Origin of the sequence: Kribbella sp. NBC_01245, assembly GCF_036226525.1 — a bacterium.
Lineage (GTDB): Bacteria > Actinomycetota > Actinomycetes > Propionibacteriales > Kribbellaceae > Kribbella.
The window spans coordinates 7,683,948-7,706,917 of record NZ_CP108487.1 but is presented as its reverse complement, the minus strand read 5'-3'; the positions used below and the strand labels follow the sequence as shown (position 1 = coordinate 7,706,917).

Genomic DNA, 22,970 nt, shown 5'->3' with positions numbered 1-22,970 from the left:
CACAGCAACTTGGCAGGGCCAGCCGTCAGACGTTGAAGCTGAACTCGAGGAGCCAAGCAACGACTGGCGGGTGATCACGAGGAGAATGGTCGAGCCCCCTGGATCGGCGTGTCAGGCGGGGCTGTGCCAAGGGCGGGGGTCGTCGCGGAGCAGTGAGTAGATGTGTACGTCGACGCTGCGGCCGCCATTGAAGAACGCGCCGCGCGCTGTGCCCTCGAGTTGGAATCCACACTTATCGGCGACTCGCAGGCTCGCGGTGTTCTCAGGCACGATCACCAGCTGAATGCGGTTGACCTTCTTCGCGCCGAACAGGTAGTCCACTAGCAGGCAGACCGCTTCGGTCGTGTAGCCGTGGCCGGCGTGCGTTTGGTCGTACAACTGGTAAGAGAGCTCGTAGGCGTCCCAGTAGTTGATCGGCCGGAAGAACTCGATGTGCCCGACCATGGCGTCGTCCCGGCTCCAGATCAGGAGGGTGCCCTCGTCGCGCTCCCAGAAACCATTCTCGGCGTACCGCCGCCGAAGAACCGGCTCAGGCAGGACCCCTAGCGGGAAGAACTCTCCCCGGTTGGCAACTTCCACATGAGCGTCGATGAAGGCCGTGAGGTCGCGCTCTCGGACCGGACGCAAAACGATCTTGTCCCCGTTGAGCATCCGCCTCTCCTAGCGCCTCGTCTCCCCGGCTCATCCTCCCGCCTCCGAGCCCCACGGTCCAGCGACGAGATAAGCAGGGCGGCCGCCGTCAGACGTTGAAGCGGAACTCGACCAGGTTGCGCGCTGGAACAACGTATGAACGCCTCGCGACCGTCGTGTCGGCGTGTGGTCGGCCCGACCGGCGCGTCCGCGCGGCCTCGCCTCAGGCGGTTATTTGTGTCTCCAGAACGTTGATCGCCACCAATAGAGGACCGTGCGGTCGTCCGGCCATGGGCGCTCCTGAACACCTCGCGATTCGAAGTGATCCCGTTCCATGTCGATCGGACGCCAACCCTCGTCGACACGAACGCCAACCTCAGGACTACGCATGTGGCTAACGCAGCGCTCCTCCTTCGCTCCGAACCGCACGAAGTTTCGCTGAGATTCTCGGAGGGACGGGCGATTGGCGCCGCCGGCCCAGTCAGGCCAGCGAAGTTGTACTGCGTCGTCTTCCCAGTGGCAGATCGAGCAGATCTCGTGCGACCCGGTGGGCTCTAAGAACACGAGGTATCCACAACAGGGGCAGGGGTAGATGTCGTCCACGCCTGACATGGTCCCAGCGCTGCCCACCCCTCCACCACTCAGCGCATACAGAGAGGCCTAGAGGTTCGATGGGAATCGGCTACACATTGAAGCGGAATTCGACTACGTCGCCGTCGGTCATGATGTAGTCCTTGCCTTCCATGCGGACCTTGCCGGCGGATTTGGCGGCGTTCATGGAGCCGGCTTCGACCAGGTCGTCGAAGGAGACGATCTCGGCCTTGATGAAGCCGCGCTGGAAGTCGGTGTGGATGACGCCGGCGGCCTCGGGGGCGGTGGCGCCCTTCTTGATCGTCCAGGCGCGGGATTCCTTCGGGCCGGCCGTGAGGTAGGTCTGCAGGCCGAGGGTCTCGAAACCGACGCGGGCCAGTACGTCCAGGCCGGGCTCGGTGACACCCATCTCGGCGAGCATCTCGCGGGCCTCGTCCTCGTCGCCGAGCTCGACCAGCTCCGCCTCGAACTTGGCGTCCAGGAAGATCGCCTCGGCCGGTGCGACCAGCTCGCGCATCCGGTTCTTGAGGTCGTCGTCGGCCAGCTCGTCGGCGTCGCAGTTGAAGACGAAGATGTACGGCTTGGCCGTCATCAGCATCAGCTCGCGGATCGCGTCCCGGTCGACCGAGGTGGCGATGATCGGCGTACCGGCCTCGAGGTGCTTCTGCGCCTCGCGGGTGGCTTCGAGGATGACGGCGTTCTCCTTCTTCAGCCGCGCCTCCTTCTCCAGCCGCGGGATCGCCTTCTCGACGGTCTGCAGGTCGGCCAGGATCAGCTCGGTCTGGATCGTGGAGATGTCGTCGGCGGGCGAGACCTTGCCGTCGACGTGCGTGACGTCGTCGTCCACAAAGACCCGGGTGACCTGGCAGATCGCGTCGGACTCGCGGATGTGGCTGAGGAACTTGTTGCCGAGGCCCTCACCCTCCGAGGCGCCGCGGACGATGCCGGCGATGTCGACGAACTGGACCGTCGCCGGCAGCTGCTTCTGGGAGCCGAACAACTCGGCCAGCTTCCCGAGCCGGGCATCGGGCACACCGACCACGCCGACGTTGGGCTCGATCGTCGCGAACGGGTAGTTCGCCGCGAGCACGTTGTTCTTGGTCAGCGCGTTGAAGAGCGTGGACTTGCCCGCATTGGGGAGCCCGACGATTCCGATGGTGAGTGCCACGGGCGACAAGCCTACGCGGCCACCCCGCCAGACCCTAAATGACGAAGTGCTCCAGCTCCGCGTCGTACCAGCGATTGGTCAGTCCGAGCGGTTTCATCCCGAGCCGGCCGCAGACCGCGATCGAGGCGGTGTTGTCCGGCCGGACCACCGCGTAGATATCGGCCAGACCCGCCTTGCGGCCGTGCACGATCGCCCCGAATGCTGCCTCGGTGGCCAGGCCGCGGCCCCAGGCGTCCGGGTGGAAGTGCCAGCCGACCTCGATCTCGCCCGACTCCCCCGGCAACGGCACCAGCAGTACGGTCCCGGCGACCACACCACTCGCCTGTTCCTCGACGGCCCAGACGCCGTACGTCGGATCGGTGTTGCGCTGGTTCCAGCGTTCGATCGAGCGGGAGGCGCTTTCGCGGTCGGTCATCACGCGCGGTTCGGCGCCGAGCCAGCGTGACACCTCCCAGCGCCGGTAGATGTCGAACACCCGGTCACCGTCGGATTCCAGCCAGTCACGAACGACCAGCCGCTCTGTCTCGTACATCACCTTCGCCACCATCACACGTTCCTCCCTGCACGATGTCTATCCGCCCGAATCACCCCGGGGCAAGCGATTCGGCCAACCTGTGTTGACGTCCTCCCCGCCGTGAACGACGGGGATTCCAGCCCACTACGCGGAGGTAGCGAGATGTGGTTCACGCTTCAGCGGCACAGACCTCGTGCCTCGGCGTGCGGTCACGGCCCGTCCGGCCGCGATGTTGCGTGCTGCGTTGACGTCGGCGTTTGCGGTGTGGCCGCAGGCGTGGCATCGGAACACCGCTTGGTTCTCGCGGTTCTCCGACGCGCAATGCCCGCATTCTGCGCACGTCTGACTCGTGTAGCCGGGTTGACCTTCTCGACCCTGCCGGGTGCTTTCTGCTCCAACCGAGTGACGAGCAGTCCCCAGCCCTGAGCGAGGATGCCCCGGTTCAACCCGGCCTTCTGCCGCACGTTGCGGCCGGGTAGTTCGCTTGTGCCGCGCGCCGAGCGGGTCATGTTCCGAATGCGGAGGGCCTCGACCCGGATCACATCGAACCGTTCAGCGATGTAGGTGCTGATCTTTTCGATCCAGTCCTTGCGCCGAGCCGTCTCCCGGGCCTTCAGTCGGGCGATGGCTGTCTTGATCCGGGTGCGCCGGTTCGACCCTGGTCGGCACCGCGCGAGTTGGCGTTGGAGGCGCTTCAGCCGGGCCTGTTCGTTGGCACGCAGCCCGGGACACGCGAGCAGCACGCCCGTGGACAGTGCCGCCGATACGGCAACACCCCGGTCAATCCCGACCACCTCACCGGTCCCGGGCGCCGGGATCGGGTCGGGGATGGCGGCGAAGGCGATGTGCCACCGCGCCGCCGAGTCGCGGGTGATCCGGTACGACTTGGCGTCGGGTATCTTGCGCGACCAGCGGAATTTGATCCAGCCGGCTTTCGGCACCAGCACCCGGCCCCACTTGCGGTTCAGCCGCTCGACCCGTTGGGCTTGTGGCCCGACGATCCGGAACCCCTCATGCTGGCCGGCCCTGCGCCACGTCGGCCTGGCGTGGGTGGCCGTCCGGGTCGCCACATCAGCCGTTGTTCGAGTCCGAGGTTCCACACGTACCGGGCGTGGCCGCAGTGTCCCAGCAGCGCGGTCTCCTGCGCGGGGGTTGGGACAAGCCGGTACCGGGACACCCCACCAATGGTGGCGGCTGCCACCGACACTTTCCTGAAGGGAGGGACCGGCGTTTCCTCCCCGCCCAGAAGGACGGGATTTCCACGCCGGTACGCCGATGATCTGTCCTGCCGATTAGGGTGCTTTCGATGAGGCAGCTGCTGCGGTTCGGGTGGAACGAGGCGGTCGCGTGCCTGTTCCCGATCCTGTTGTTCGCGGCGCTCGCACTGTCCCAGGTGGCGCCGTTGCCCATCCCCCGGTACGACGCGCTGCTGGTCTTCTGTATCGCGCTGACCCTCGGTTTCTGGGCGATCGGGCTGGAGACGTGGCGCGAGGTCGCCGTCATCTTCGGGTTCCACCTGGTCGGTCTGGGCCTCGAGTTGTACAAGGTGAAAGTCGGCTCGTGGACGTACCCGGGGGATGCGTACACGAAGGTGGCGGGCGTGCCGTTGTTCGCCGGCTTCATGTACGCCGCTGTCGGCAGCTATATCTGTCAGGCCTGGCGGCGGTTCGACCTGCGCGTCAGCGGTTACCGGCCGATAGCGACGACGCTGCTCGCGGTGGCGATCTACGCGAACTTCTTCACCCACCACTGGATCGTGGATCTACGCATCCCCATCGCCGTACTGCTGCTCGTCGTACTGCGTAAGGCCTGGGTCTTCTACACGGTCGGGCCGAAGCGCTACCGGATGCCGCTGGCGCTGTCGTTCGTGCTGATCGGGTTCTTCCTCTGGATCGCGGAGAACGCGGGCACCTTCCTGGACGCCTGGAACTACCCGGACCAGGTCAACGTCTGGCGGCTCGTGCACCCGGCGAAGTTCGGCGCGTGGGCCCTGCTGGTGAGCATGAGTTTCGTGCTCGTCGCGAGCGTCAAGGCCCTGGAGGGAAAGCTCTACCATCGTGGTACGGCGGCGTCGGTCACGACTCCGGCTGCCACCGTGATCGATTCGTCATCGCTGCCCACCAACAAAGTCCGCCCGGACGGCGTCCACCACTGAGTAGAACGCAAACTCTTGGGGGAGAGCAGTATGAGGAAAGCACTAGTCGGTCTGATCGCACTGACCGCCACGGCCGCCGTTGCCTTCGGGGGACTTACCGCGGCCGCCGATTCGGCGTCGAAGACCAAGGCGACCGCAGCTCCGCCACCCGTTGCAGCACCGGCGTCCGCGTCCGCGCCAAAGGTGGTTTATCTGACCTTCGACGACGGGCCGGACAAGACCTGGACGCCGAAGATCCTCGGCGTGCTCGCCAAGCACAAGGTGAAGGGCACGTTCTTCGTGCTCGGGCGCAACGCGAAGGCGCAGCCCACGTTGTTGCGCAAGGAGCGGGCCGCCGGTCACACCATCGGCAACCACTCCGTCTCGCATCCGAACCTCACCAGGCTCTCCCGCACGCGGTTGCGCCAGGAGATCCGCGGTGGCGTCCGCTCGAAGTGCTTCCGCCCGCCGTACGGCGCGACGAACGCGCGAGTCCGTGCCGAGATCAAGGCCGCCGGGATGCGTCAGGTGCTGTGGTCGGTCGACCCGCAGGACTGGGCCCGGCCGGGTGCCACCAAGATCGCCCAGCGCGTGCTGGCGAACGTGCGGCCCGGCGCCGTCGTCCTCATGCACGACGCCGGCGGTAACCGCGCCCAGACCGTCATCGCGCTCGACAAGGTCATCCGCACGCTGAAGGCCCGCGGCTACGTCTTCCGTTCGCTGAGCTGCTGACACCTCTTCGCTGAGCCGCCAAAGCCTTGTACGCAAGGCCGAGGCAGATCTGCAACGTGCCCGCAATGCTCCGCCGCCAACCCAATCCGGTTGCGCCGCGTCAATCTACCGAGGACAAACCGCCCGATCCGCAAGGGAGCATCATGCCCCGCAAGTTGGTCACACTCATCACCACGGCTGTCGCCGCCATACTTGTCGTCGGCGCGATCGGCGCGTTCGCCCTGGTGCATCAGTCGAGTGCGAAATCGCCCCGCACCACCTCCGCCTCGGCCACGACCCCGGTCGGAACGCCGCCGCCGACGGAACCGACACCATCGAACACCCCGAGTACGCCGATCGGTGCCGCGGGCACCATTGCCGGTGCCGGCAAGGTCGTGTATCTCACCTTCGACGACGGACCGGACCCGACCTGGACGCCGGAAGTCCTTGCCACGTTGGCGAAATACGACGCCAAGGCAACCTTCTTCCAGCTCGGCAGCATGGTCGCGCAGCACCCGGGTCTGCAGGAGCAGATCCGCGCGGCGGGCCACGCGATCGGCAACCACTCGATCTCGCACGCTCAACTGACCGCGGTCGGGGCGCAGAAACGGCACCACGAGATCTTCGACGGACCGAAGTCCCGCTGCTTCCGCCCGCCGTACGGCGCGACGAATTCGAAGGTGCGCGCCGACATCCGGGCCGCGGGTATGAAGCAGATCCTCTGGGACATCGACCCCCGCGACTGGGCCAAGCCAGGCAAGTCGGCCATCGTGCAGAACGTGATGAACAACGTCCACCCGGGCGCGGTCATCCTGATGCACGACGGTGGCGGCAACCGGAGCGAGACCGTCGCCGCCTTGGACACGATGCTGCAGAAGCTCAAGGCCAAGGGCTACGGCTTCCTCGCCATGAACTGCTGACCGACCAAAAGTTGTTGGTGGCAACTATCGGCGAGGAATCGAGTGACCCCGGCCGGAGGGGAGCCCGGCTCGGGGTCACTCCTGTTTTCGCTCGTTTTGTCCCGGTTGCCGGAAACTGTCGGTGGCGTCCGTCACCATTCGTGTCATGACCGGTACGACGTTTCTGATGTTGCTCGTGGTGCTCCTGATCGGGCTCGCGCTCGGGGCGGGAGTCGGCGTGCTGTGGGCTCGCGGGCGGGATGGGGCCGAGCTGGCCCGGACCACCGCCGAGCGTGACTCGGCCGAGGACCGGCTGCTCGAGATCACCCAGGAGAAACGCTCGATGAACGAGCAGGCTGGTGGCCAGGCCGTCGTCAAGGAGAGCCTGGACCGGCTGCACGCCCAGCTCCGGCAGCTGGAGCAGAGCCGGGCCGCCTGGCAGAGCCAGCTCCACCAACAGGTCAACGAGGTGCGTCTGAGCGGCGAGGCGCTGCGCCGGGAGACCGCCTCGCTGTCGATGGCGCTGCGAAAACCCCAGGTCCGTGGCCGCTGGGGCGAGATGCACCTGCGCCGTACGGTCGAGCTGGCCGGCATGGTCGCGCATTGCGATTTCACCGAGCAGACCTCGACCGTGACCGATGACGGCCTGCTCCGGCCGGACATGGTGGTCCGCCTCGCGGAGGGCAAGAGCCTGATCGTCGACTCGAAGGTGCCACTCGCCGCCTTCCTCGAAGCGGCCGAGAGCCAGGATGAGGAGTTCCAGGCCGAGCGCCTCCGCGCCCACGCGCGCCACTTGCGGACGCACGTCGACCAGCTCTCCGCAAAGGCCTACTGGTCCCGGCTGCCCTCGACACCCGAGTTCGTGATCCTGTTCGTGCCGGGCGAGTCGTTCCTGTCGGCCGCGCTCGACGTCGAGCCCACCCTTCTGGAGTACGCCGCTGAGCGCCGGGTCATCCTCGCCACCCCGACGACGTTGATCGCGACGCTGCGCGCGGCCGCCTACGCGTGGAACCAGTCGGCCCTGACCGAATCGGCCCAGCAGGTCTTCCAACTCGGCCGCGAGCTGTACGAGCGGCTCGGGGTGATGGGCGAGCACTTCGACCGGGTCGGCCGTTCGCTCACGTCGGCCGTCGACGCGTACAACCGGTCCGTCGGTTCGCTGGAGAGCCGGGTCTTCGTCACCGCCCGCAAACTGCGCGATCTGCACGTCACGGAGTCCGAGCTGGCCGCGATGGAGGTGATCGAGGCGTCCGTCCGTCCGATCACCGCGGCCGAGCTGCTCGCGGCCGAAGGCGAGGTCGACACCCGCCGTTGGCTCAACCAGTCGCTCACTGACGCGGATTCAGGGGCTGGGGGTGACGCCGAGGAGCCCGAAACCGGCTGGCCAGGCCTTGACACGCAGATTGGTTAGTGGCAACTTACCGTTCGTGGCCACTTACGAAGCAGTGCTGGACGCGCTCGGGGATCCGACCCGGCGGGCGATCCTCGAGACGCTGCGCCGTGGACCTCGTTCGGTCACCGACCTGACCGAGTACGTCGCTGTCAGCCGCCCTGCCATCTCGCAACACCTGAAGGTGCTCGGCGCCGCGGGCCTGGTGGACCACGAACCGCAGGGCACCCGCAACATCTACCGCGTCGACCAGGACGGTCTGGAGAGTCTGCGGTTGTGGCTCGACCAGTTCTGGACCGACGCCCTGGACGCGTTCGCCGACCACGTCCGCCGCACCTCCCCCGGGCCGGAAACCGGCCGGGTTCGTGAAGGAGAGCAGCCATGACCGTCAACCAGCAGCTCGCGCCGCTCGTGAAGACCGTAGTCGTCGCGGCGGCGCCGGATTGGGCCTTTCGGGCATTCACCGACGAGATGTCCGTGTGGTGGCCGCTCGACACGCACTCGGTCGGTGCCGAAGCGGCCCGCGAGGTGCGGTTCGAGGGCGCCGTCGGCGGCAAGATCGTCGAGTACGGCGAGGACGGTCCGATCGCCACTTGGGGCACCGTCTCCGATTGGGACCCGCCGTCGCTGGTCAGCTTCACCTGGCACCCCGGCAGCGATCCGACCCAGGCGACCCAGGTCACCGTCCGCTTCTCCAAGGTCGACGATGGCACCGAGGTCGAGCTCACCCACACCGGCTGGGAACGCCGCCCCGACGGACCTCGCGCGCGTAAGGGCTACGACCGCGGCTGGGACATGGTCCTTGCCCGCTTCACCCCGTAAGACCACCCACCCACGCCGCCCGTCTCCGCCGTTCTCCCCAACACTCCGCCCGCGATGCCATCTCGGCCGCTTCACGCGCCGACACGACCACGGCCGGGACGTCGCTCTGCCAGTCTTCGCCCTCTGTTCTGAGCCACGAAAGCCCCGGCTCGTGGACAACGGGCCGGGGCTGCGTGCGTATTGCTGGAGATCAGCCGGCGCAGAGTGCTTCCGCGGCCGGGACCGCGGCGTCGAGTGCTTCGAAGTTGAGGTACGAGATCGACTTCGTACCCGCGTCCGCGCCCTTCTTCAACGTGCCTCCGGCCATCGTGCCGTGGGTGTTGATCAGCGTGGACGTCGTCACGCCGGCTGCCGTGGCGAGGTGCTCGATTCCCGCCGAACACAGATCCGGCATGAACTGAGCTGCCAGATCACCGAACGACACCCAGTTCGACGAACCGGCCATTCCCTGTGCCGCCATGGCGTTCAGGTGAGTCTTGAAGCAGAAGTGCGCGTTGGCCGGTAGCGCGGCGACTCCCACGATCGCGATCGAGCCGACTCCTGTCACGAGCGCACGGCGAAGCAAACCGTTCATGGTGTTTCCCCTCCCCCTCGCGGGCACCATTGCCCGCGACCCTTACTGAAGGACTGTGCACGGGAATCGCTAGTGATACAAGACCATTCGAGTACTGGTACGGCCACCCAGCGCAGCCGGCACACAGACCCAAGACGGCCATCTGTGGCGCATCCAGCACCATCCAATGCGGCGGGTTGTCGTACTCCCGTCGACTGTTCGCTGTTGGGTTCTTGGCACGTGCCGGTGTCTGCTGAGTGGTCGACCTGCAGCACCGTGAGGCCGTCGGCGACGACGTACGGACCTGACGCGGGTACTCGGCGGACCTCACCGTCACGGCACCACGTACCCGGTCTCGCCCGGTTCGGTCAGCCTGACGCGTCGACCGGAGTACAGGTGGAGTTCGCTCACCACGCGGTGGGTCCTCTCCCGGCCCAGCGATGACGTACTGCGACGGCTGGCCCCCGGACACGACCAGGGCTGGGACGTCGGCCCAACCGCTTCACGCGCTGGCCGCGCGGGAGTCGTCGACTTGTGGGTGAGTGGCTCGGTTGAGTTTCGGGTGGATCACGCTCAACCTTTTGGGCCCTCTGGGTCATCACACTGCTGAACATTGCCGAGCGAGTGCTTGTGGGCAGGAGCGTGTGGTGACCGAGAGGGAGCGGAATGGACCCGGGGCTGGATGAGGAGTTCGCCGAGTTCGTGGATGGGCGGTTCGGCGCGTTGCAGCGGTTCGGCTATCTGCTGACCGGCGAATGGCATCTGGCCGAGGACCTGGTGCAGACCTCGTTGACCAAGGTGTGGTTCCACCGGCGATCTCTGCGCGACGGGAACGCGCTGGAGAGCTATACCCGCACTGTGATGGTCAACACCAGTACGCAATGGTGGCGCCGCAAGTGGAAGGGCGAGACTCCGACCGAGACGCTCCCGGAGGCGAGTACCTCCTCGGCGTACAGCTCGGTGGATGAGCGAGACCGCCTGCTGCGGGCGCTCGCGACCCTGCCACGGCGGACCCGCGCCGCGCTCGTGTTGCGCTACTTCGAGGATCTGCCGGATGCCGAAATCGCCGCGGTGATGGGCTGTTCGGCCAGCACGGTGAAGAGCACGATCTCGCGCGGTCTGGCGAAACTGCGCGAACTCGATCTGCTCACCGATGAGCCGTTGCCACTGACCGCCGACAGGAGGGCTGACCGATGACCGACGAGCTGAAGCACCGGTTCCAGCAGCTGATCGCGGACCCGCCGCCCCCGAGTACGACGCCCCGGGACGCGGTCTTCGGCCGAATCCGGAAGGCCAAGCGACGCCGTACGGCGGGAGTGTCCGCAGTGGCGGCCGCCGTCGCGGTCGCGGCAGTGGTTGCCCTAAGCAACGTTACCGACATCCGCTCGGAGCCGCCGTTGATCGGACCACCGCCTAGTTCCGTACAGAGTTCGACGCCGACGCCGGCACCGCCCAAGATCGGGGTGACCGCGACACTGACGCCAAAGCTGACCGGGCGCACGATGACCCTGACGATCAAGGTGGCCGGCACGGTGATGCTGCCGTTGGACGAGGTGGGGAATCCCTTGTCCAGGAAGGACGAATTCCTGAACTTCGCCACCGGCGGCACGGAGTACCACTTCGGCGACAAGATCGAAGAGGACAGCGGCTCGGACGCCGGCGCCATCATCTGCAAAGGCGCCAAGCAACAGATCACCGGATCGCAGACCTACAGCCTGCCCGCCCACACCTACGCCAGGCCCGGGACCTACACGATCACCTACAAGGCAACCTTCTGCGGCCCAAACGACAACCCCGTCACCGCAACCCAAACAACCACCGTGCACGCCCCCTAGACCGGACACCCCCGCCATGCGGCCACCCAATGCCAACAGACAACCGGGTCGACCCGTCGGACAGCCAGGTTTGGCCCGTCAGACCGCCGGATTGGCCCGTCAGACCGCCGGATTGGCCGGTCGGGCTGCCGGGTTAAGCCCGGCGGGCTGCGGACTCACCCACGCAGACAGCCGCGTCAGGTCCATCGGGCGGCCGGATTGGACCGCGCAGGCAAACCCGGGTTCGGTACATCAGGCGGGCGGGTTGGGCCCCTCAGGCCGCCTCATTACACCCGCGGGCAGCCGGGGCAGGTCCCTGAGGCGGCCGGCCGGCCCGGGTTGGGCGGTGCCGCTTACGCCCGCAGGCGGGCTGGGTCAGGTCCGTCAGGCGGCCCAGGGTGGAGGCCGTCAGGCGCGGTTGGGGTTAGGCGCGGTCGGAGACGCCGGTGGTGGCTAGGCCGCGGGCTTTGAGTTCGGAGCGGAGTTCGCGAGGGAGGGAGAAGACCAGGCTCTCCTCGGCGGTGGTGACCTCTTGCACCTCGCCGTAGCCGCGCTCGGCCAGCCAGCTCAGCACGTCGCGGACCAGCACCTCGGGAACGCTCGCGCCACTGGTCAGGCCGACCGACTGAACGCCCTCGAGCCAGGCTTCGTCGATCTCGTCGGCGTAGTCGACCAGGTAGCCGGCGTTCGCGCCGTGCTCGATGGCGACCTCGACCAGGCGGACCGAGTTCGACGAGTTGCGCGAGCCGACGACGAGCATCAGCTCGACCTCCGGCGCGAGCTTCTTGACTGCGACCTGCCGGTTCTGGGTGGCGTAGCAGATGTCGTCGCTGGGCGGGTCCTGCAGCGACGGGAAGCGCTCGCGCAGGCGTCGCACCGTCTCCATCGTCTCGTCGACCGACAGGGTGGTCTGCGACAGCCAGACGACCTTCTCCGGATCGCGCACCACCACATTCGGCACGTCGGCCGGGCCGTCGACGAGCGTGACGTGCTCCGGGGCCTCGCCGCTGGTCCCGATGACCTCTTCGTGGCCGTCGTGACCGATCAGCAGGATGTCGAAGTCGTCGGCCGCGAACCGCTTCGCCTCGATGTGAACCTTGGTCACCAGCGGGCAGGTCGCGTCGATCGTCTTGAGCTGCCGGGCCGCCGCCTCCTGGTGCACCACCGGGGCGACACCATGGGCGGAGAAGATCACGGTCTCGCCCTCGGGCACCTCGTCGGTCTCCTCGACGAAGATCGCGCCGCGACGCTCGAGTGTCTGCACGACATGCTTGTTGTGCACGATCTCCTTGCGCACGTAGACCGGCGGACCGTACAGATCCAGGGCCTTCTCGACCGCCACCACGGCCCGGTCGACGCCGGCGCAGTATCCACGCGGAGCCGCGAGCAGAACCCGCTTCCCCGTAGGCGCGGTCGTCGTCGAAACGGTGGTCTCAGGCTGGGCAGTCACGACCCCCATCCTACGTGGCGGTGAAACCCGCGCCGCATCCGTCGTCCACGCTGCACTCCACCCTGTTGCCGCACTGCAGTCCACGCTGTTGCCACTGCGGTCCACGCTGTTGCCACACTGCGGTCCACGCTGTTGCCAGACTGCGGTCCGCGTCGTTCCCACATTGCGGTCTGCGCTGCTGACCAAGCTGCGAGCACGCTCGGCAGGCGTGAGCGAGGTCACGCCCGCCGAGCACTCCGTGGCATGGACGAGAGGTCGCCCGCCCTGTCCGAGCGACCTCTCAGGAGGTGATCACAACCCCAGAGTGACAGGCCGATTCCCTTGTCGACAAAGGGTTTTCACGCCTTGCGATAGGTCATCACCGCCACTCCGCTGTCGTACACCTGATGGTCGATCAAGTGCAGCCGGCGAATGTCGAACCCGCCGCCATCGAAAAGCTTGATCCCGGCACCGATCAGCACCGGATTCACTTTCACCACCAGCACGTCGATCTCGGACCACAGTGACTCAGCCAAACCGCCGCCGCCGCATAACCAGATGCCCAGACCGCTGCCCTGCTTGAGCTCTCGCACGGCCTCCACTGGATCGCGCGCAACGAACTCGACCTCCGGACTTTGCCTGCCCTGCCGGGAGAAAACGACGGTTCGCAACCGGGGATAGGGATTCGCCGAGCCCATCCGCACGCCGAGCTCCCAGGTCTTGCGGCCCATCAGGACCGTGTCGAAAACCTTGTTCTCCGCGTCGAGACCGAGATGCTCCCGGACGACGCCCGGCAACGTCTCCGGGTAGGCGGTGATCAGCGGCTCGGAGTGATCACCCTGACTGAGGAAGAACCCGCCCGGGCTCGTATCGGTTGGATCCCCGCCCGAGGGATCGGCCACGAAACCGTCGAGTGTCGACGCGGTGAAGTAAGTCAGTTCTCGCATGAAGCTCGCCTCCTTAGTAAACCACTACGAGCAGAGTACTCTGAGCTCAGTGGTTACCCAAGGAGGTTCCGATGAGGAGCAATCCCGAACGACGCGTCGCCCTGGTGGACGCGGCGATCGAGGTGCTGGCCCGCGACGGCGCTCGCGGTCTGACGTATCGCGCCGTCGATGAGGCGGCCGGGGTGCCGATCGGAACGGCGACGAACTACTTCGCGAATCGGGACGACCTGCTCGGCCAGGCGAGTTTGCGGATCCACGATCGCCTCGGGCCCGATCCGGCCCATCTGGACCAGCCGCCTTCCCGGGAGTTCCTGACCAAGCTGATTCGGTTCCTGCGGCGCCGCCTGACCGAGGATCGCACCGGCTATCTCGCCCTGCTCGAGCTGCGCTTGGAGGCGACCCGAAGACCCGAGCTGCAACAGTCATTGACCCGCCGGGTCCGGGCCAACCTGCAGGAGAATCTCGATCTCCACCAAGCAGCCGGCCTACCCGGCGACCGCACCACCGCCCTGGTCCTCTACCTGGCCATCGGCGGCTTGATGGTCGAGCACCTCACCCTGCCCGACGTCCTCGACGATGAGCCGATCGACGAACTGATCGGAACCGTCGTGCGCCACGTCATCGGCCAGTCAGACTCCACCAACCCGTCAGACCGGACCCCGGCAGCGGAACGGACCCCGGCGGCGGGGCGGTCTCAGGCGGGGCAGTCTCCAGGGGCGGGGTCGCCCCCGGAGGAGCGGTCGTGATCGCGTCGCAGGTCAGCAGTCAGCGTCACTGGTCGGCGCCGGTGTTGCGGCACCCAGCGTGGTTGCCTCGCATACCGGCCCGCTTCCAGATCCACTACAGGCCGGCGGCCCGAGCAGGATCAACACAACCAGCACTGCCCGGAAACCCTTGTGGATCATCGCCACCACCACCCCCCAGTTCCCGGCCGAGTCGTCTGCGGACGCGGCGCCTCACGGCGCGTGTCCGCTCGTAGCGGGTATATGTGGCCACGGACCGGGTCGGATCGGGTCGGGTCGGGCGACGGCACCACGGTCGCCTCGGCGACGGCCGGGTGTTCCTTTGATTGCGCGTCCCTTGATTGGGTGCCGGTTCGGGGTGGAGGAGGGGCGCGGCGGGGGCGGGGTCGTGGCGTGGTCGGGGAATGTCGGTGGGGCGCCGTAGAGTCTCGGCGTGGCATTGGAGACCTCACCGGACGCACCAGCAGCCGTTCGCACGATTGCGAACGGTATTGCCAGCTGGATCAACCAGCTCGGCGCGGTCTGGGTCGAGGGGCAGCTGACCGACGTGTCGATCGGGCGTGGCACCAGCACCGTGTTCGGCACGCTGCGGGATACCGACGCCGATATCTCGCTGCGCTTCACCTGCAACCGGCGGATCTTCGAGGCGGTCGATCCACCGGTGACCGACGGGTCGCGGGTGCTGGTCAACGCCAAGCCCAACTTCTTCGCCCGGCGTGGCACTCTCGCGCTGGCCGTGAGCGAGATCCGGCATGTCGGCATCGGCGAGCTGCTGGCCCGGATCGAGCGGCTCAAACAGCTGCTCGCGGCGGAGGGCCTGTTCGCGGCTCATCGCAAACGCGCCCTGCCGTTCCTGCCGCACACGATCGGTCTGGTTTGTGGACGCGATTCCGCGGCCGAGCGCGACGTCCTGGAGAACGCGAAGCGCCGATGGCCGGCGGTCGCTTTCCGGGTGGAGTACGCGTCGGTTCAGGGGCCGTCCGCTGCGGGCGAGGTGATGCTCGCGTTGCGCCGGCTGGAGGCGGACGCCTCGGTCGAGGTGATCGTGATCGCGCGCGGCGGTGGTTCGCTGGAAGACCTGCTGCCGTTCTCGGACGAGGGCCTGATCCGCGCCGTGTCGGCCTGCAAGAAGCCGGTGGTGAGCGCGATCGGGCACGAGCCGGATTCGCCCCTGCTGGACCTGGTGGCGGACCTACGCGCCTCCACCCCGACAGACGCGGCCAAGCGGATCGTGCCGGACGTGCGCGAGGAGCTCGATGGCGTACGGCAGCTGCGGGACCGCGGTAACCGGGCCATCCGCGCCTGGCTGGATCGCGAGGCGCACGCGTTGGCGGCGATCCGGAGCAGACCTTCGCTCGCGGCGCCGACGTCCGACCTGCAACGGCGTTCCGATGAGGTTGTCGCGCTGGTGGAGCGGAGCCGTCGTACGTTGACACATCGGCTGGACCGAGCCGGAGACGATCTGTCCCACAGGTTGGCCAGCGTGCGAGCCCTGTCGCCGAAGGCCACGTTGGACCGGGGGTACTCGGTGCTTCAGCGTGCGGACGGAAGTGCCGTTCGGGAGGTCGGACAGGTCAGCGCGGGCGAGACGCTGCAGGCACGGGTCAGTGACGGACGGTTCGACGTCCAGGTGAGTTCGATCGAGGAGAGCAAGTGAGCAAGCAGGCAGGCGCGGACGCAGCGGCCGAGGCCGGATCAGCCAGCACTGGCCCGAAGGCAGGCGGTGCGGACTCGAAGGCGAGCGGTGCGGGCTCGGCGGCGGGCACTCCGGCGCGGCCTGAGCTCTCGTACGAGCAGGCCCGCGAGGAGCTGGTCGACGTTGTGCGCAGGCTCGAAGCAGGGGGTACGACGCTGGAGGAATCCCTTGCCCTCTGGGAACGCGGCGAAGAGCTGGCCGCCACCTGCCAGCAGTGGCTCGACGGCGCCCGCAAACGCCTCGCCGAGGCCCAAGCCGCCCACGAAAAACCCAGCAACTAGCGCCTACCGAACCACGATTGCCCTGCCCAAGTCGGCCGGTTCGACCGAGGGGCACCCTCACCCGTCCGGGCTAGGTCTAGACGCGCGCTCATACCGTCCGGGCTAGGTCCAGACGCGCACTCACACGGGCTAGGTGAGGACGGTTGTGGTGAGGGTGCGGAGGCCGGCTTTTAGGCGGTTCAGGTCGTAGGCGTCTGAGCGGAGGGCCTGGTGGAGGTCGGCGGCCAGGGGGGCCAGGAGGGCGTGGGCGGTGTAGGCGGCGTCGAGGGACGGCTTGGCTTCCTCGATGAGGAGGACTAGGTGGCGGTGCCAGAGGTGGTAGGAGCCGATGCGGTAGCGGGCGCCTTCGGAGGCGTTTTCGCTGTCTGCGAATAGCTCTGCGTGGCGGTCGAGCAGGTCCAGGTAGGCCTCCAGGAAGGCGACGGCGCGTTCGGCCGGCGGAGCGCCCGGGCCTAGTGGAGGCGGGCCGGTCAGCATTTTGGCTTGGAGTTCCTGCTCGCGTTCGTCTAGTAGCGCGACGGCTAGCCCGGCTCGGTCGCCGAAGCGGCGGAAGACCGTTCCCTTGCCGACTCCGGCCTCGGCGGCGATGGCGTCCAGCGACACGTTTTTCACGCCGTACTGGGTGAAGAGGCGGTCGGCGGCTTCGAGGACCTTGAGGCGGTTTCGGCGCGCGTCGGCGCGTTCGGGACGTGCCTCATCGACCAACGGCAGATCCCGGCGCTGCGAAGGGCCCTGCGGAGGGCGCTGTGAGGGGTCCTGTGAAGGGCGTTGAGAAACGGACTGTGGTCCGGTACGGTCGTTCACAAGACGGACTGTAGTCCGTTAAGACCTCAGGAGGAACCCGACATGAGCAGTACCACCGCCCGAATCGCGGTCGCCTATCACTCCGGCTACGGCCACACCGCGAAGCAGGCGCAGGCCGTCGCCCGTGGCGCCGCCGCCGTCTCGAACGTCGAGGCCGGCTTGGAAGTCGAGGCCAGGCTGGTCCCGCTGGACGAGCTGACCGATGACGTCTGGGCAGAACTCGATGCGGCCGACGCGATCGTCTTCGGCGCACCGACGTACATGGGCAGTCCGAGTGCCGTCTTCAAGACGTTCGCGGAGGCCAGCGCCAAGGTCTGGGCCGACGACCTGGGCTGGCGCGACAAGATCGCCGCCGGCTTCACCAATTCGAAGGCGATGTCCGGCGACAAGCTGAACAGCCTGGTCGACTTCACCATGCTGGCGGCCCAGCACGGCATGATCTGGGTCGGCCTCGACCTCTATCCCGGCTGGTCCTCGTCGACCGCGAGTATCGAGGACCTGAACCGCCTGGGCAGCTGGCTCGGCGCGATGGCGCAGTCCGACTCGGATCTGTCCGCCGAGCAGGCTCCGCCCGCGACCGATCTGCGTACGGCGGAGGCCCTTGGCGCGCGAGTCGCCACGGTCACGCTTCGCCATCTTCGCGGCGCGACAGCACCTCGAGTCGAGAGCGACGCGGCCTAGCGAATGGCGTGGTTGATGTTGCTCGCGGCGGCCGCGTTCGAGATCGCGTTCGCCTTGAGCCTCAAGCCCAGTGAGGGATTCACGCGGCTCTGGCCGACGGCCGGCGTCCTGGTCTTCGGCGTGATCTCGGTGGTGCTGCTCTCGAAAACGCTGGATCGCCTGCCCGTCGGTACGGCGTACGCCGTCTGGACCGGCCTCGGCTCACTCGGCGTCGTCACCCTCGGCATCGTCTACTTCAACGAGCCGATCACGCTCACCCGCGTGCTCTGCGTAGGCCTGATCGTCGCGGGCGTCGTCGGCCTCCGCCTGGCCGGCGCCGACTGAGCAAGCCGACAAAGGGCGAGCGTCAGCGGAGAGTGGTGGCGAGGGTTTCCAGGGCGGGATAGCCGGCGTTGCCGACGACGATGGTGGTGACGCCGGCGCCGGCCAGGACGAGGGCGTGCTCGTTCTCCCGCTCGGTGAGGGCCTTGCGCTGCCAGGTCACACCGTTGATGGTCGAGGTGCCATCGTCAGTGGTTTTGCCGAGCTCGTCGCTGAGGAATTTGCGCGCGGCCATGTCCGACTGCTCGAGCCCGACGTACCTCTTGCCGTCCGTGATGATGCCGAGGTGCCAGGTGATCGGGCTGTTCTCGGGGGCGCGCAGCTGGGCACTCGTCGCCGTCCAGCCGGCGGGCATCGGCTCGGGCGCCTTCAGCCAGGTCGCGAGTTTGCGGCCTTCGGCGACGTGGTTGCTGTAGTCGACCGCCGTGATCTTCTCTTCGTGCGGACGCCAGGTCACCGCGGCGATGAAGCCGACGACGGCAAGACAGGCCAGCAGGGACCAGACCATGTTCCGGACCGTGCGGAACTTCGCCCGGTCCGCCTTGGACTGCGCTCGCGCGGCGAGGGCCTCGGCCCGGACCCGCGCGGCTTCGTTGTCGGTACTGGTCATGAGACAAGTCTCTCTCGTCCCCGTTTGGCCAAAGCGCGGGGGCTGTCGGTGGCGTTCGTTACGATCCCGGCATGAGCGACCCCACCACGCCTCCTGCCCATCTCGAGGTCGATGAGCATGCCCCCGACCGCAACCTGGCCCTCGAGTTGGTCCGGGTCACCGAGGCCGCCGCGATGGCGGCCGGCCGCTGGGTCGGCCGCGGCGACAAGAACGGCGCCGACGGCGCCGCGGTCAACGCGATGCGAACCCTGATCGGCACCGTCGGGATGCGCGGCGTCGTCGTGATCGGCGAGGGCGAGAAGGACAACGCCCCGATGCTCTACAACGGCGAAGAGGTCGGCTCGGGCGACGGCGCCGAGTGTGACGTCGCGGTCGACCCCGTCGACGGTACGACGCTGGTGGCGAAAGGCATGGCCAATGGCATCGCGGTGATGGCGGTCGCGCCGCGCCACACGATGTACGACCCGTCTGCCGTCTTCTACATGGAGAAGCTGGCCGTCGGTCCCGAGGCGGCCGACGTGGTGGACATCCGCCTGCCCGTCGCGGAGAACATCAAGCGCGTCGCCAAGGCGAAGAACTCGTCCGTCGACGACGTCACCGTGGTCCTGCTCGACCGCCCGCGGCACGACGACCTGGCCGCCCAGATCCGGGCCACCGGCGCGCGGATCAAGTTCATCAGTGACGGCGATGTCGCGGGTGCGGTCGAGGCGGCCCGGCCGGATACCGGTATCGACATGCTGATCGGCATCGGGGGTACGCCGGAGGGCATCATCTCGGCCTGCGCGATGAAGTGCATGGGCGGCTTGATCCAGGGCCGGCTCTGGCCGCGCGACGACGACGAGCGGCAGAAGGCGATCGACGCCGGGCACGACCTGGACCGGGTGCTCACCACCGACGACCTGGTCAGCGGTGACGACTGCTTCTTCGTCGCCACCGGTATCACCGATGGCGAGCTGCTGCGCGGCGTGCGCTACCGCGGCTCGATCGCCCGGACCCACTCGCTGGTGATGCGCTCCCGTAGCGGCACGATCCGCAGCATCGACAGCGAGCACCAGCTGTCCAAGCTGCGCGCCTACTCCGCGATCGACTTCGAGCACGCGCGCTGATGGCAGCACTGATCCCGCCTGTGCTGGTCGTCGGTGAGGCTCTGGTCGACATCGTGCAAGGTCAGGCCACGCCCGGCGGCTCCCCCGCGAACGTCGCGGTCGGCCTCGCCCGGTTGGGCGTGCCGACCGAGCTGGTCACACGCATTGGCACCGACCCGTACGGCGTACAGGTGGCGGACCATCTGACCGGCAATGGCGTCGGGTTGTCCGGGCATACGGTCGAGCCGGGCTTTCCGACCAGCACGGCGACGGCCACGCTCGATACCGAGGGCGTCGCGTCGTACGAGTTCGACATCCACTGGGAGCCTCCGGCCCTCGTCTTGCCTGTTGACTGCCCGGCCGTACACACCGGGTCGATCGCGACCGTGCTCGAGCCCGGTGCCACGGCGATCCGGGCCTTCCTCGCGGAGCTGGCGGATCAACCCGTCACAGTGACCCTCGATCCAAACGCGCGTCCGACGATCACGCCCGATCCCGACCAGACCTGGGCGGCGGTGAAAGCGCTCGCCGCGCAGGCTGATTTGGTCAAGTTGAGTGATGAGGACTGCGAGTTCCTCCGGCCCGGCCTCAAGCCGGATGAAGTGGCGGCCGAGCTGCTGGCCGTTGATCGGACGCGGTGTGTGGTGATCACGCTTGGCGGCGCGGGCGCGATCGGGGTGAGCCGGACGGCTCGGGTTCAGGTGGAGGCGCCGAAGATCGACGTGGTCGACACGGTTGGTGCGGGCGACTCGTTCATGTCGGCGCTCATCGCCGGGCTGCACGCGAAGGATCTGCTCGGCGAGCAGCGGCTCGAAGGGCTCGACGAGACGACGCTGGCGGCAGTGATCGACTACGCGGTCAAGGCCGCCGCGATCACTTGCACCCGGCATGGCGCCGACCCGCCGACGGCGGCCGAGCACACGGAGACTTGGGGATGACGCCCGAGATCTGGGCGGCGGAGTTGGAGCGGGAGGGCAAGGCGGTGCTGCCACTCAGGCGACGCCCCTTCATCTTTCCCCTGTGCATTCTTGGCCTTCTCTGCGTCGCCAAGACGATGGACCTCATCAGCACTATCCGCAGCGAAAGCGCCTGGGGAATGGGCGGCTCCTTCGACATCGCGGTGCTCATACTCGTCGGATCAGCGCTGCTTGTGATGGGCTGGTGTGTCTTTAGGCGCGTGCCGGCGGTGACGATCGACGCTACTGGTGTGCGCAGCGGGCGGCGGAGCGTCAGCTGGGTCGACGTTCACACCGTGGAGCGCCAACTCGGTGCCAGCGCGACACTGGTCTCCGACGGGAAGCCGATTCGGATCGGCAAGATGCACGTTGCGGAGCCGGACGCGCTCACTGCCTGGCTGCGGTCACTGGTAGAGCGGAAGCGGATCAGGTGAGGCCGCTGCGACACTTGTACCGCGCCGGTCCATCGACCGCTGCCCAACACCTGGAGGTCCGGGAATGACGCCCGAGGTTTGGGAAGCCGAGTTCGAACGCGATAGCCGAGTCGTCCTACTGCCTCGGCGACGCGCTTACGTCGTGCATCTGCTGCTCGCCGGCTTCCTGACCTTCACGAACGGCTCGCGGACCCTGGCTGCGATCCGCGATGGGCGCGACTGGGGTCTCTGGGAGTACGCGAATGTCATCCTGTTCGCGGTCTTCGGGTCGTCCTTGATCGTGGTGGTGTCGACCTTGGTCCGGCGGAAGCCAGTGGTCACGATCGACCGTCGCGGCATCGCCAAGGGCGACCAGAATGTCACCTGGAACCAGGTTGGCCTTGTCGAGTTCAAGATGGGCGGTGCGGTGGTGCTGACCACCGACGACAAGCCGCTGCGCATCGACGGGAAGCACACGGACAACGCCAGTGGGCTCGCCTACTGGCTGCAATCGCTGGTCGAGCGGTACAAGATCAAGTGAGACCACGGCTGGGATTACGTGCATCCGCGCCGCCGATCGCGGCCGAGCGAATGGGGGGCTGGGGATGACACCCGACGTATGGGAAGCCGAGTTCAACCGCGACGGACAAGTCGTGCTGCCGTTGCGACCGCGTAGCCAGATCTTGCCGCTCGCCTCGATTGTCCTTTTGGCCGGAATGCAGGCGTTCCTACTCATCATCGAGGTCACCGACTTCTCGACGTGGACGTGGACCTGGCACTGGAACTTCTGGGTGATCAGCTGTCTGTTTCTTCTTCTCGTCTGGGCCCCGTTATTCGCGCTGGTTCCGCTCAGGAAGATGATCCGGCGTCTCCCGGCCGTCACGATCAGCCGGCACGGTGTCCAAAAGGGTCGGCGGAGTGTCAGCTGGAGCCAGGTCCGCCGAATCGATCACCGTCTCGGTGGGCCGGTCAGGCTGCGAACCGACCGCTGGCCATTGCGGATCGACGCTGAGCACACCGCTGACCCCCATGCGCTCGCATGGTGGTTGCAAACGGTGCTGGAGCGCGCCAGGGTCAGGTGAGGCCGAGGCGTTTGCTGAGGCGTGGGCCTCGTTTGACCTTGATCTCGCCGAGGATGGCGGTGCCCTTGATGTGGAAGACCTTGGGCTTGCCGGCGGTCTGGGCGTTGGGGTCGTAGCTGCCTTGTTCGGTAACCGAGCCGAGGATGGGCTGGCCGTCGAGGTGCACGATCGCGTTCTGCGGGACGCGGATCTTCACGTCGGCGAGGATCGACTTGATGTCGAGGAAGATCTCCTCGTACGGCACCTGGGCCTCGGTGTAGTCGAGCGTGACGTCACCGAGCACCGCGTGCACGTCCTGGCGCTGTGGCGCGAGCCAGTTCCCGGTGCGCTTATGGTCGGACAGGAAGACGTTGATGGTCGGGTTCGACTGCTCGACATACCCCGACGGCGCCGACGCGACCACCCCCGACGAGGGCGACTCAGACCAGGCCGACACAGATGCAGACGGCCCGCCCGGCAGATCCGCCGTCACCTCGACCAGCTCGCCGTACGTTCGCGACGCATAGACCGACTCGAGCCGCTCCTCCATCTCGGTGAAGGTCAGACGGCCTTCACTGGCGGCCTCGCGGACGACGTCGGCGACCTCTTCGCGTTCGAGGTCGGACACCCGGCGGCGCAGGGCGGGATCGTCGGTCGGTTCCGGGAGCTTGTCTGGGTCCACGGCACGACTTTACGTCCATAACAGGCCCGTCGTGG

The 22,970-nt window shown here is 67.4% G+C and carries 29 protein-coding genes and 2 pseudogenes; 18 read left to right on the top strand and 13 right to left on the bottom strand.

Translation table 11 applies throughout. From position 1 onward, the window contains the following. Nucleotides 1–111: 111 nt before the first annotated feature. The 7 genes and pseudogenes from OG394_RS35410 to OG394_RS35385 all read right to left on the bottom strand — a co-directional run bounded on the left by OG394_RS35410 (nucleotide 112) and on the right by OG394_RS35385 (nucleotide 4,104). Nucleotides 112–651 carry a GNAT family N-acetyltransferase gene (locus OG394_RS35410; RefSeq protein ID WP_328991588.1) on the bottom strand — a complete coding sequence of 180 codons (540 nt, stop codon included), beginning with the start codon at nucleotides 649–651 and terminating at the stop codon, nucleotides 112–114. 210 nt (nucleotides 652–861) lie between these two features. Beyond that, nucleotides 862–1,242 (bottom strand): CPCC family cysteine-rich protein, encoded by a 381-nt coding sequence (locus OG394_RS40170; RefSeq protein WP_442914250.1) that lies wholly within the window; start codon nucleotides 1,240–1,242, stop codon nucleotides 862–864. A 70-nt stretch (nucleotides 1,243–1,312) separates the two neighbouring features. Next, complete coding sequence (ychF, locus tag OG394_RS35405) at nucleotides 1,313–2,389, bottom strand: redox-regulated ATPase YchF (RefSeq protein WP_328991586.1); 1,077 nt, start codon at nucleotides 2,387–2,389, stop codon at nucleotides 1,313–1,315. A 34-nt stretch (nucleotides 2,390–2,423) separates the two neighbouring features. Further along, on the bottom strand, nucleotides 2,424–2,936 hold the full coding sequence (locus tag OG394_RS35400; RefSeq protein WP_328991585.1) for a GNAT family N-acetyltransferase: 513 nt from the start codon (nucleotides 2,934–2,936) through the stop codon (nucleotides 2,424–2,426). A 111-nt stretch (nucleotides 2,937–3,047) separates the two neighbouring features. Continuing rightward, nucleotides 3,048–3,323: a zinc ribbon domain-containing protein gene (locus OG394_RS35395; RefSeq protein WP_328996900.1), complete on the bottom strand. Its 276-nt coding sequence runs from the start codon at nucleotides 3,321–3,323 to the stop codon at nucleotides 3,048–3,050. Further along, nucleotides 3,317–3,973 (bottom strand): annotated as a pseudogene (locus OG394_RS35390) (RNA-guided endonuclease InsQ/TnpB family protein); the annotation flags it as partial. The gene OG394_RS35395 and the pseudogene OG394_RS35390, both read right to left, overlap by 7 nt. Further along, the gene (locus OG394_RS35385; protein ID WP_328991583.1) at nucleotides 3,868–4,104 is read right to left on the bottom strand and encodes a helix-turn-helix domain-containing protein; all 237 of its coding nucleotides are present in this window, start codon (nucleotides 4,102–4,104) and stop codon (nucleotides 3,868–3,870) included. The pseudogene OG394_RS35390 and the gene OG394_RS35385, both read right to left, overlap by 106 nt. Before the next feature lie 105 nt (nucleotides 4,105–4,209). On the opposite strand from OG394_RS35385, the gene OG394_RS35380 reads away from it, so the two are divergent. The 6 genes from OG394_RS35380 to OG394_RS35355 all read left to right on the top strand — a co-directional run bounded on the left by OG394_RS35380 (nucleotide 4,210) and on the right by OG394_RS35355 (nucleotide 8,859). Beyond that, a complete protein-coding gene (locus OG394_RS35380) occupies nucleotides 4,210–5,058 on the top strand; it encodes a DUF817 domain-containing protein (protein WP_328991582.1) in 849 nt (282 codons plus the stop codon). A gap of 30 nt (nucleotides 5,059–5,088) precedes the next feature. After that, nucleotides 5,089–5,769, top strand: coding sequence for a polysaccharide deacetylase family protein (locus OG394_RS35375; protein ID WP_328991581.1), 681 nt, complete (start codon nucleotides 5,089–5,091; stop codon nucleotides 5,767–5,769). A gap of 143 nt (nucleotides 5,770–5,912) precedes the next feature. Next, nucleotides 5,913–6,668, top strand: a complete 756-nt coding sequence (locus OG394_RS35370; protein WP_328991580.1) for a polysaccharide deacetylase family protein — start codon at nucleotides 5,913–5,915, stop codon at nucleotides 6,666–6,668. A 145-nt stretch (nucleotides 6,669–6,813) separates the two neighbouring features. Beyond that, complete coding sequence (gene rmuC, locus OG394_RS35365) at nucleotides 6,814–8,058, top strand: DNA recombination protein RmuC (RefSeq protein WP_328991579.1); 1,245 nt, start codon at nucleotides 6,814–6,816, stop codon at nucleotides 8,056–8,058. A 16-nt stretch (nucleotides 8,059–8,074) separates the two neighbouring features. Further along, complete coding sequence (locus OG394_RS35360; RefSeq protein ID WP_328991578.1) at nucleotides 8,075–8,422, top strand: ArsR/SmtB family transcription factor; 348 nt, start codon at nucleotides 8,075–8,077, stop codon at nucleotides 8,420–8,422. Further along, the gene (locus OG394_RS35355) at nucleotides 8,419–8,859 is read left to right on the top strand and encodes an SRPBCC domain-containing protein (protein ID WP_328991576.1); all 441 of its coding nucleotides are present in this window, start codon (nucleotides 8,419–8,421) and stop codon (nucleotides 8,857–8,859) included. Before OG394_RS35360 ends, OG394_RS35355 begins: the two co-directional genes overlap by 4 nt. Nucleotides 8,860–9,049: 190 nt before the next feature. On the opposite strand, the gene OG394_RS35350 is transcribed toward OG394_RS35355, so the two are convergent. Further along, nucleotides 9,050–9,433: a hypothetical protein gene (locus OG394_RS35350; RefSeq protein WP_328991575.1), complete on the bottom strand. Its 384-nt coding sequence runs from the start codon at nucleotides 9,431–9,433 to the stop codon at nucleotides 9,050–9,052. A gap of 645 nt (nucleotides 9,434–10,078) precedes the next feature. Between OG394_RS35350 and OG394_RS35345 the strand changes: the two genes are divergently transcribed. Both OG394_RS35345 and OG394_RS35340 read left to right on the top strand, forming a co-directional pair. After that, nucleotides 10,079–10,609, top strand: coding sequence for a SigE family RNA polymerase sigma factor (locus OG394_RS35345; RefSeq protein WP_328991574.1), 531 nt, complete (start codon nucleotides 10,079–10,081; stop codon nucleotides 10,607–10,609). After that, complete coding sequence (locus OG394_RS35340) at nucleotides 10,606–11,247, top strand: hypothetical protein (protein ID WP_328991572.1); 642 nt, start codon at nucleotides 10,606–10,608, stop codon at nucleotides 11,245–11,247. The genes OG394_RS35345 and OG394_RS35340 overlap by 4 nt, the downstream gene beginning before the upstream one ends. Before the next feature lie 403 nt (nucleotides 11,248–11,650). Here OG394_RS35340 and OG394_RS35335 read toward each other — a convergent pair whose 3' ends face one another. Both OG394_RS35335 and OG394_RS35330 read right to left on the bottom strand, forming a co-directional pair. Beyond that, a complete protein-coding gene (locus tag OG394_RS35335) occupies nucleotides 11,651–12,685 on the bottom strand; it encodes a 4-hydroxy-3-methylbut-2-enyl diphosphate reductase (protein ID WP_328991571.1) in 1,035 nt (344 codons plus the stop codon). A 329-nt stretch (nucleotides 12,686–13,014) separates the two neighbouring features. Further along, complete coding sequence (locus tag OG394_RS35330) at nucleotides 13,015–13,602, bottom strand: dihydrofolate reductase family protein (protein ID WP_328991570.1); 588 nt, start codon at nucleotides 13,600–13,602, stop codon at nucleotides 13,015–13,017. Between the two features lie 71 nt (nucleotides 13,603–13,673). On the opposite strand from OG394_RS35330, the gene OG394_RS35325 reads away from it, so the two are divergent. The 3 genes and pseudogenes from OG394_RS35325 to OG394_RS35315 all read left to right on the top strand — a co-directional run. Further along, a complete protein-coding gene (locus tag OG394_RS35325; RefSeq protein ID WP_328991569.1) occupies nucleotides 13,674–14,348 on the top strand; it encodes a TetR/AcrR family transcriptional regulator in 675 nt (224 codons plus the stop codon). Nucleotides 14,349–14,778: 430 nt separating this feature from the next. Continuing rightward, on the top strand, nucleotides 14,779–16,002 hold the full coding sequence (xseA, locus tag OG394_RS35320) for an exodeoxyribonuclease VII large subunit (protein WP_328991568.1): 1,224 nt from the start codon (nucleotides 14,779–14,781) through the stop codon (nucleotides 16,000–16,002). Between the two features lie 119 nt (nucleotides 16,003–16,121). Continuing rightward, nucleotides 16,122–16,322, top strand: a pseudogene (locus OG394_RS35315) (exodeoxyribonuclease VII small subunit); the annotation flags it as partial. 129 nt (nucleotides 16,323–16,451) lie between these two features. On the opposite strand, the gene OG394_RS35310 reads toward OG394_RS35315, so the two are convergent. After that, nucleotides 16,452–17,027 carry a TetR/AcrR family transcriptional regulator gene (locus OG394_RS35310; RefSeq protein WP_328991567.1) on the bottom strand — a complete coding sequence of 192 codons (576 nt, stop codon included), beginning with the start codon at nucleotides 17,025–17,027 and terminating at the stop codon, nucleotides 16,452–16,454. Between the two features lie 141 nt (nucleotides 17,028–17,168). On the opposite strand from OG394_RS35310, the gene OG394_RS35305 reads away from it, so the two are divergent. Beyond that, nucleotides 17,169–17,807, top strand: coding sequence for a flavodoxin family protein (locus tag OG394_RS35305; RefSeq protein WP_328991566.1), 639 nt, complete (start codon nucleotides 17,169–17,171; stop codon nucleotides 17,805–17,807). Between the two features lie 15 nt (nucleotides 17,808–17,822). Beyond that, complete coding sequence (locus OG394_RS35300; protein WP_328991565.1) at nucleotides 17,823–18,131, top strand: DMT family transporter; 309 nt, start codon at nucleotides 17,823–17,825, stop codon at nucleotides 18,129–18,131. 22 nt (nucleotides 18,132–18,153) lie between these two features. Here the strand turns inward: OG394_RS35300 and OG394_RS35295 are convergent, their stop codons facing one another. Further along, entirely contained in the window at nucleotides 18,154–18,738 is a 585-nt protein-coding gene (locus OG394_RS35295; protein WP_328991564.1) for a DUF4245 domain-containing protein, read from the bottom strand. A gap of 71 nt (nucleotides 18,739–18,809) precedes the next feature. Here OG394_RS35295 and glpX point away from each other — a divergent pair, with 71 nt between their 5' ends. The 5 genes from glpX to OG394_RS35270 all read left to right on the top strand — a co-directional run bounded on the left by glpX (nucleotide 18,810) and on the right by OG394_RS35270 (nucleotide 22,274). After that, on the top strand, nucleotides 18,810–19,844 hold the full coding sequence (glpX, locus tag OG394_RS35290) for a class II fructose-bisphosphatase (protein WP_328991563.1): 1,035 nt from the start codon (nucleotides 18,810–18,812) through the stop codon (nucleotides 19,842–19,844). Continuing rightward, nucleotides 19,844–20,761, top strand: coding sequence for a carbohydrate kinase family protein (locus OG394_RS35285; RefSeq protein WP_328991562.1), 918 nt, complete (start codon nucleotides 19,844–19,846; stop codon nucleotides 20,759–20,761). Before glpX ends, OG394_RS35285 begins: the two co-directional genes overlap by 1 nt. After that, complete coding sequence (locus tag OG394_RS35280; protein ID WP_328991561.1) at nucleotides 20,758–21,213, top strand: hypothetical protein; 456 nt, start codon at nucleotides 20,758–20,760, stop codon at nucleotides 21,211–21,213. Before OG394_RS35285 ends, OG394_RS35280 begins: the two co-directional genes overlap by 4 nt. A 64-nt stretch (nucleotides 21,214–21,277) precedes the next feature. Further along, entirely contained in the window at nucleotides 21,278–21,733 is a 456-nt protein-coding gene (locus tag OG394_RS35275) for a hypothetical protein (RefSeq protein WP_328991560.1), read from the top strand. A 64-nt stretch (nucleotides 21,734–21,797) separates the two neighbouring features. Continuing rightward, entirely contained in the window at nucleotides 21,798–22,274 is a 477-nt protein-coding gene (locus OG394_RS35270) for a hypothetical protein (RefSeq protein ID WP_328991559.1), read from the top strand. Here OG394_RS35270 and OG394_RS35265 read toward each other — a convergent pair. Further along, nucleotides 22,267–22,935 (bottom strand): DUF1707 SHOCT-like domain-containing protein, encoded by a 669-nt coding sequence (locus OG394_RS35265; protein WP_328991558.1) that lies wholly within the window; start codon nucleotides 22,933–22,935, stop codon nucleotides 22,267–22,269. The two genes, OG394_RS35270 and OG394_RS35265, sit on opposite strands and share 8 nt — an antisense overlap. Between the last annotated feature and the right edge of the window lie 35 nt (nucleotides 22,936–22,970).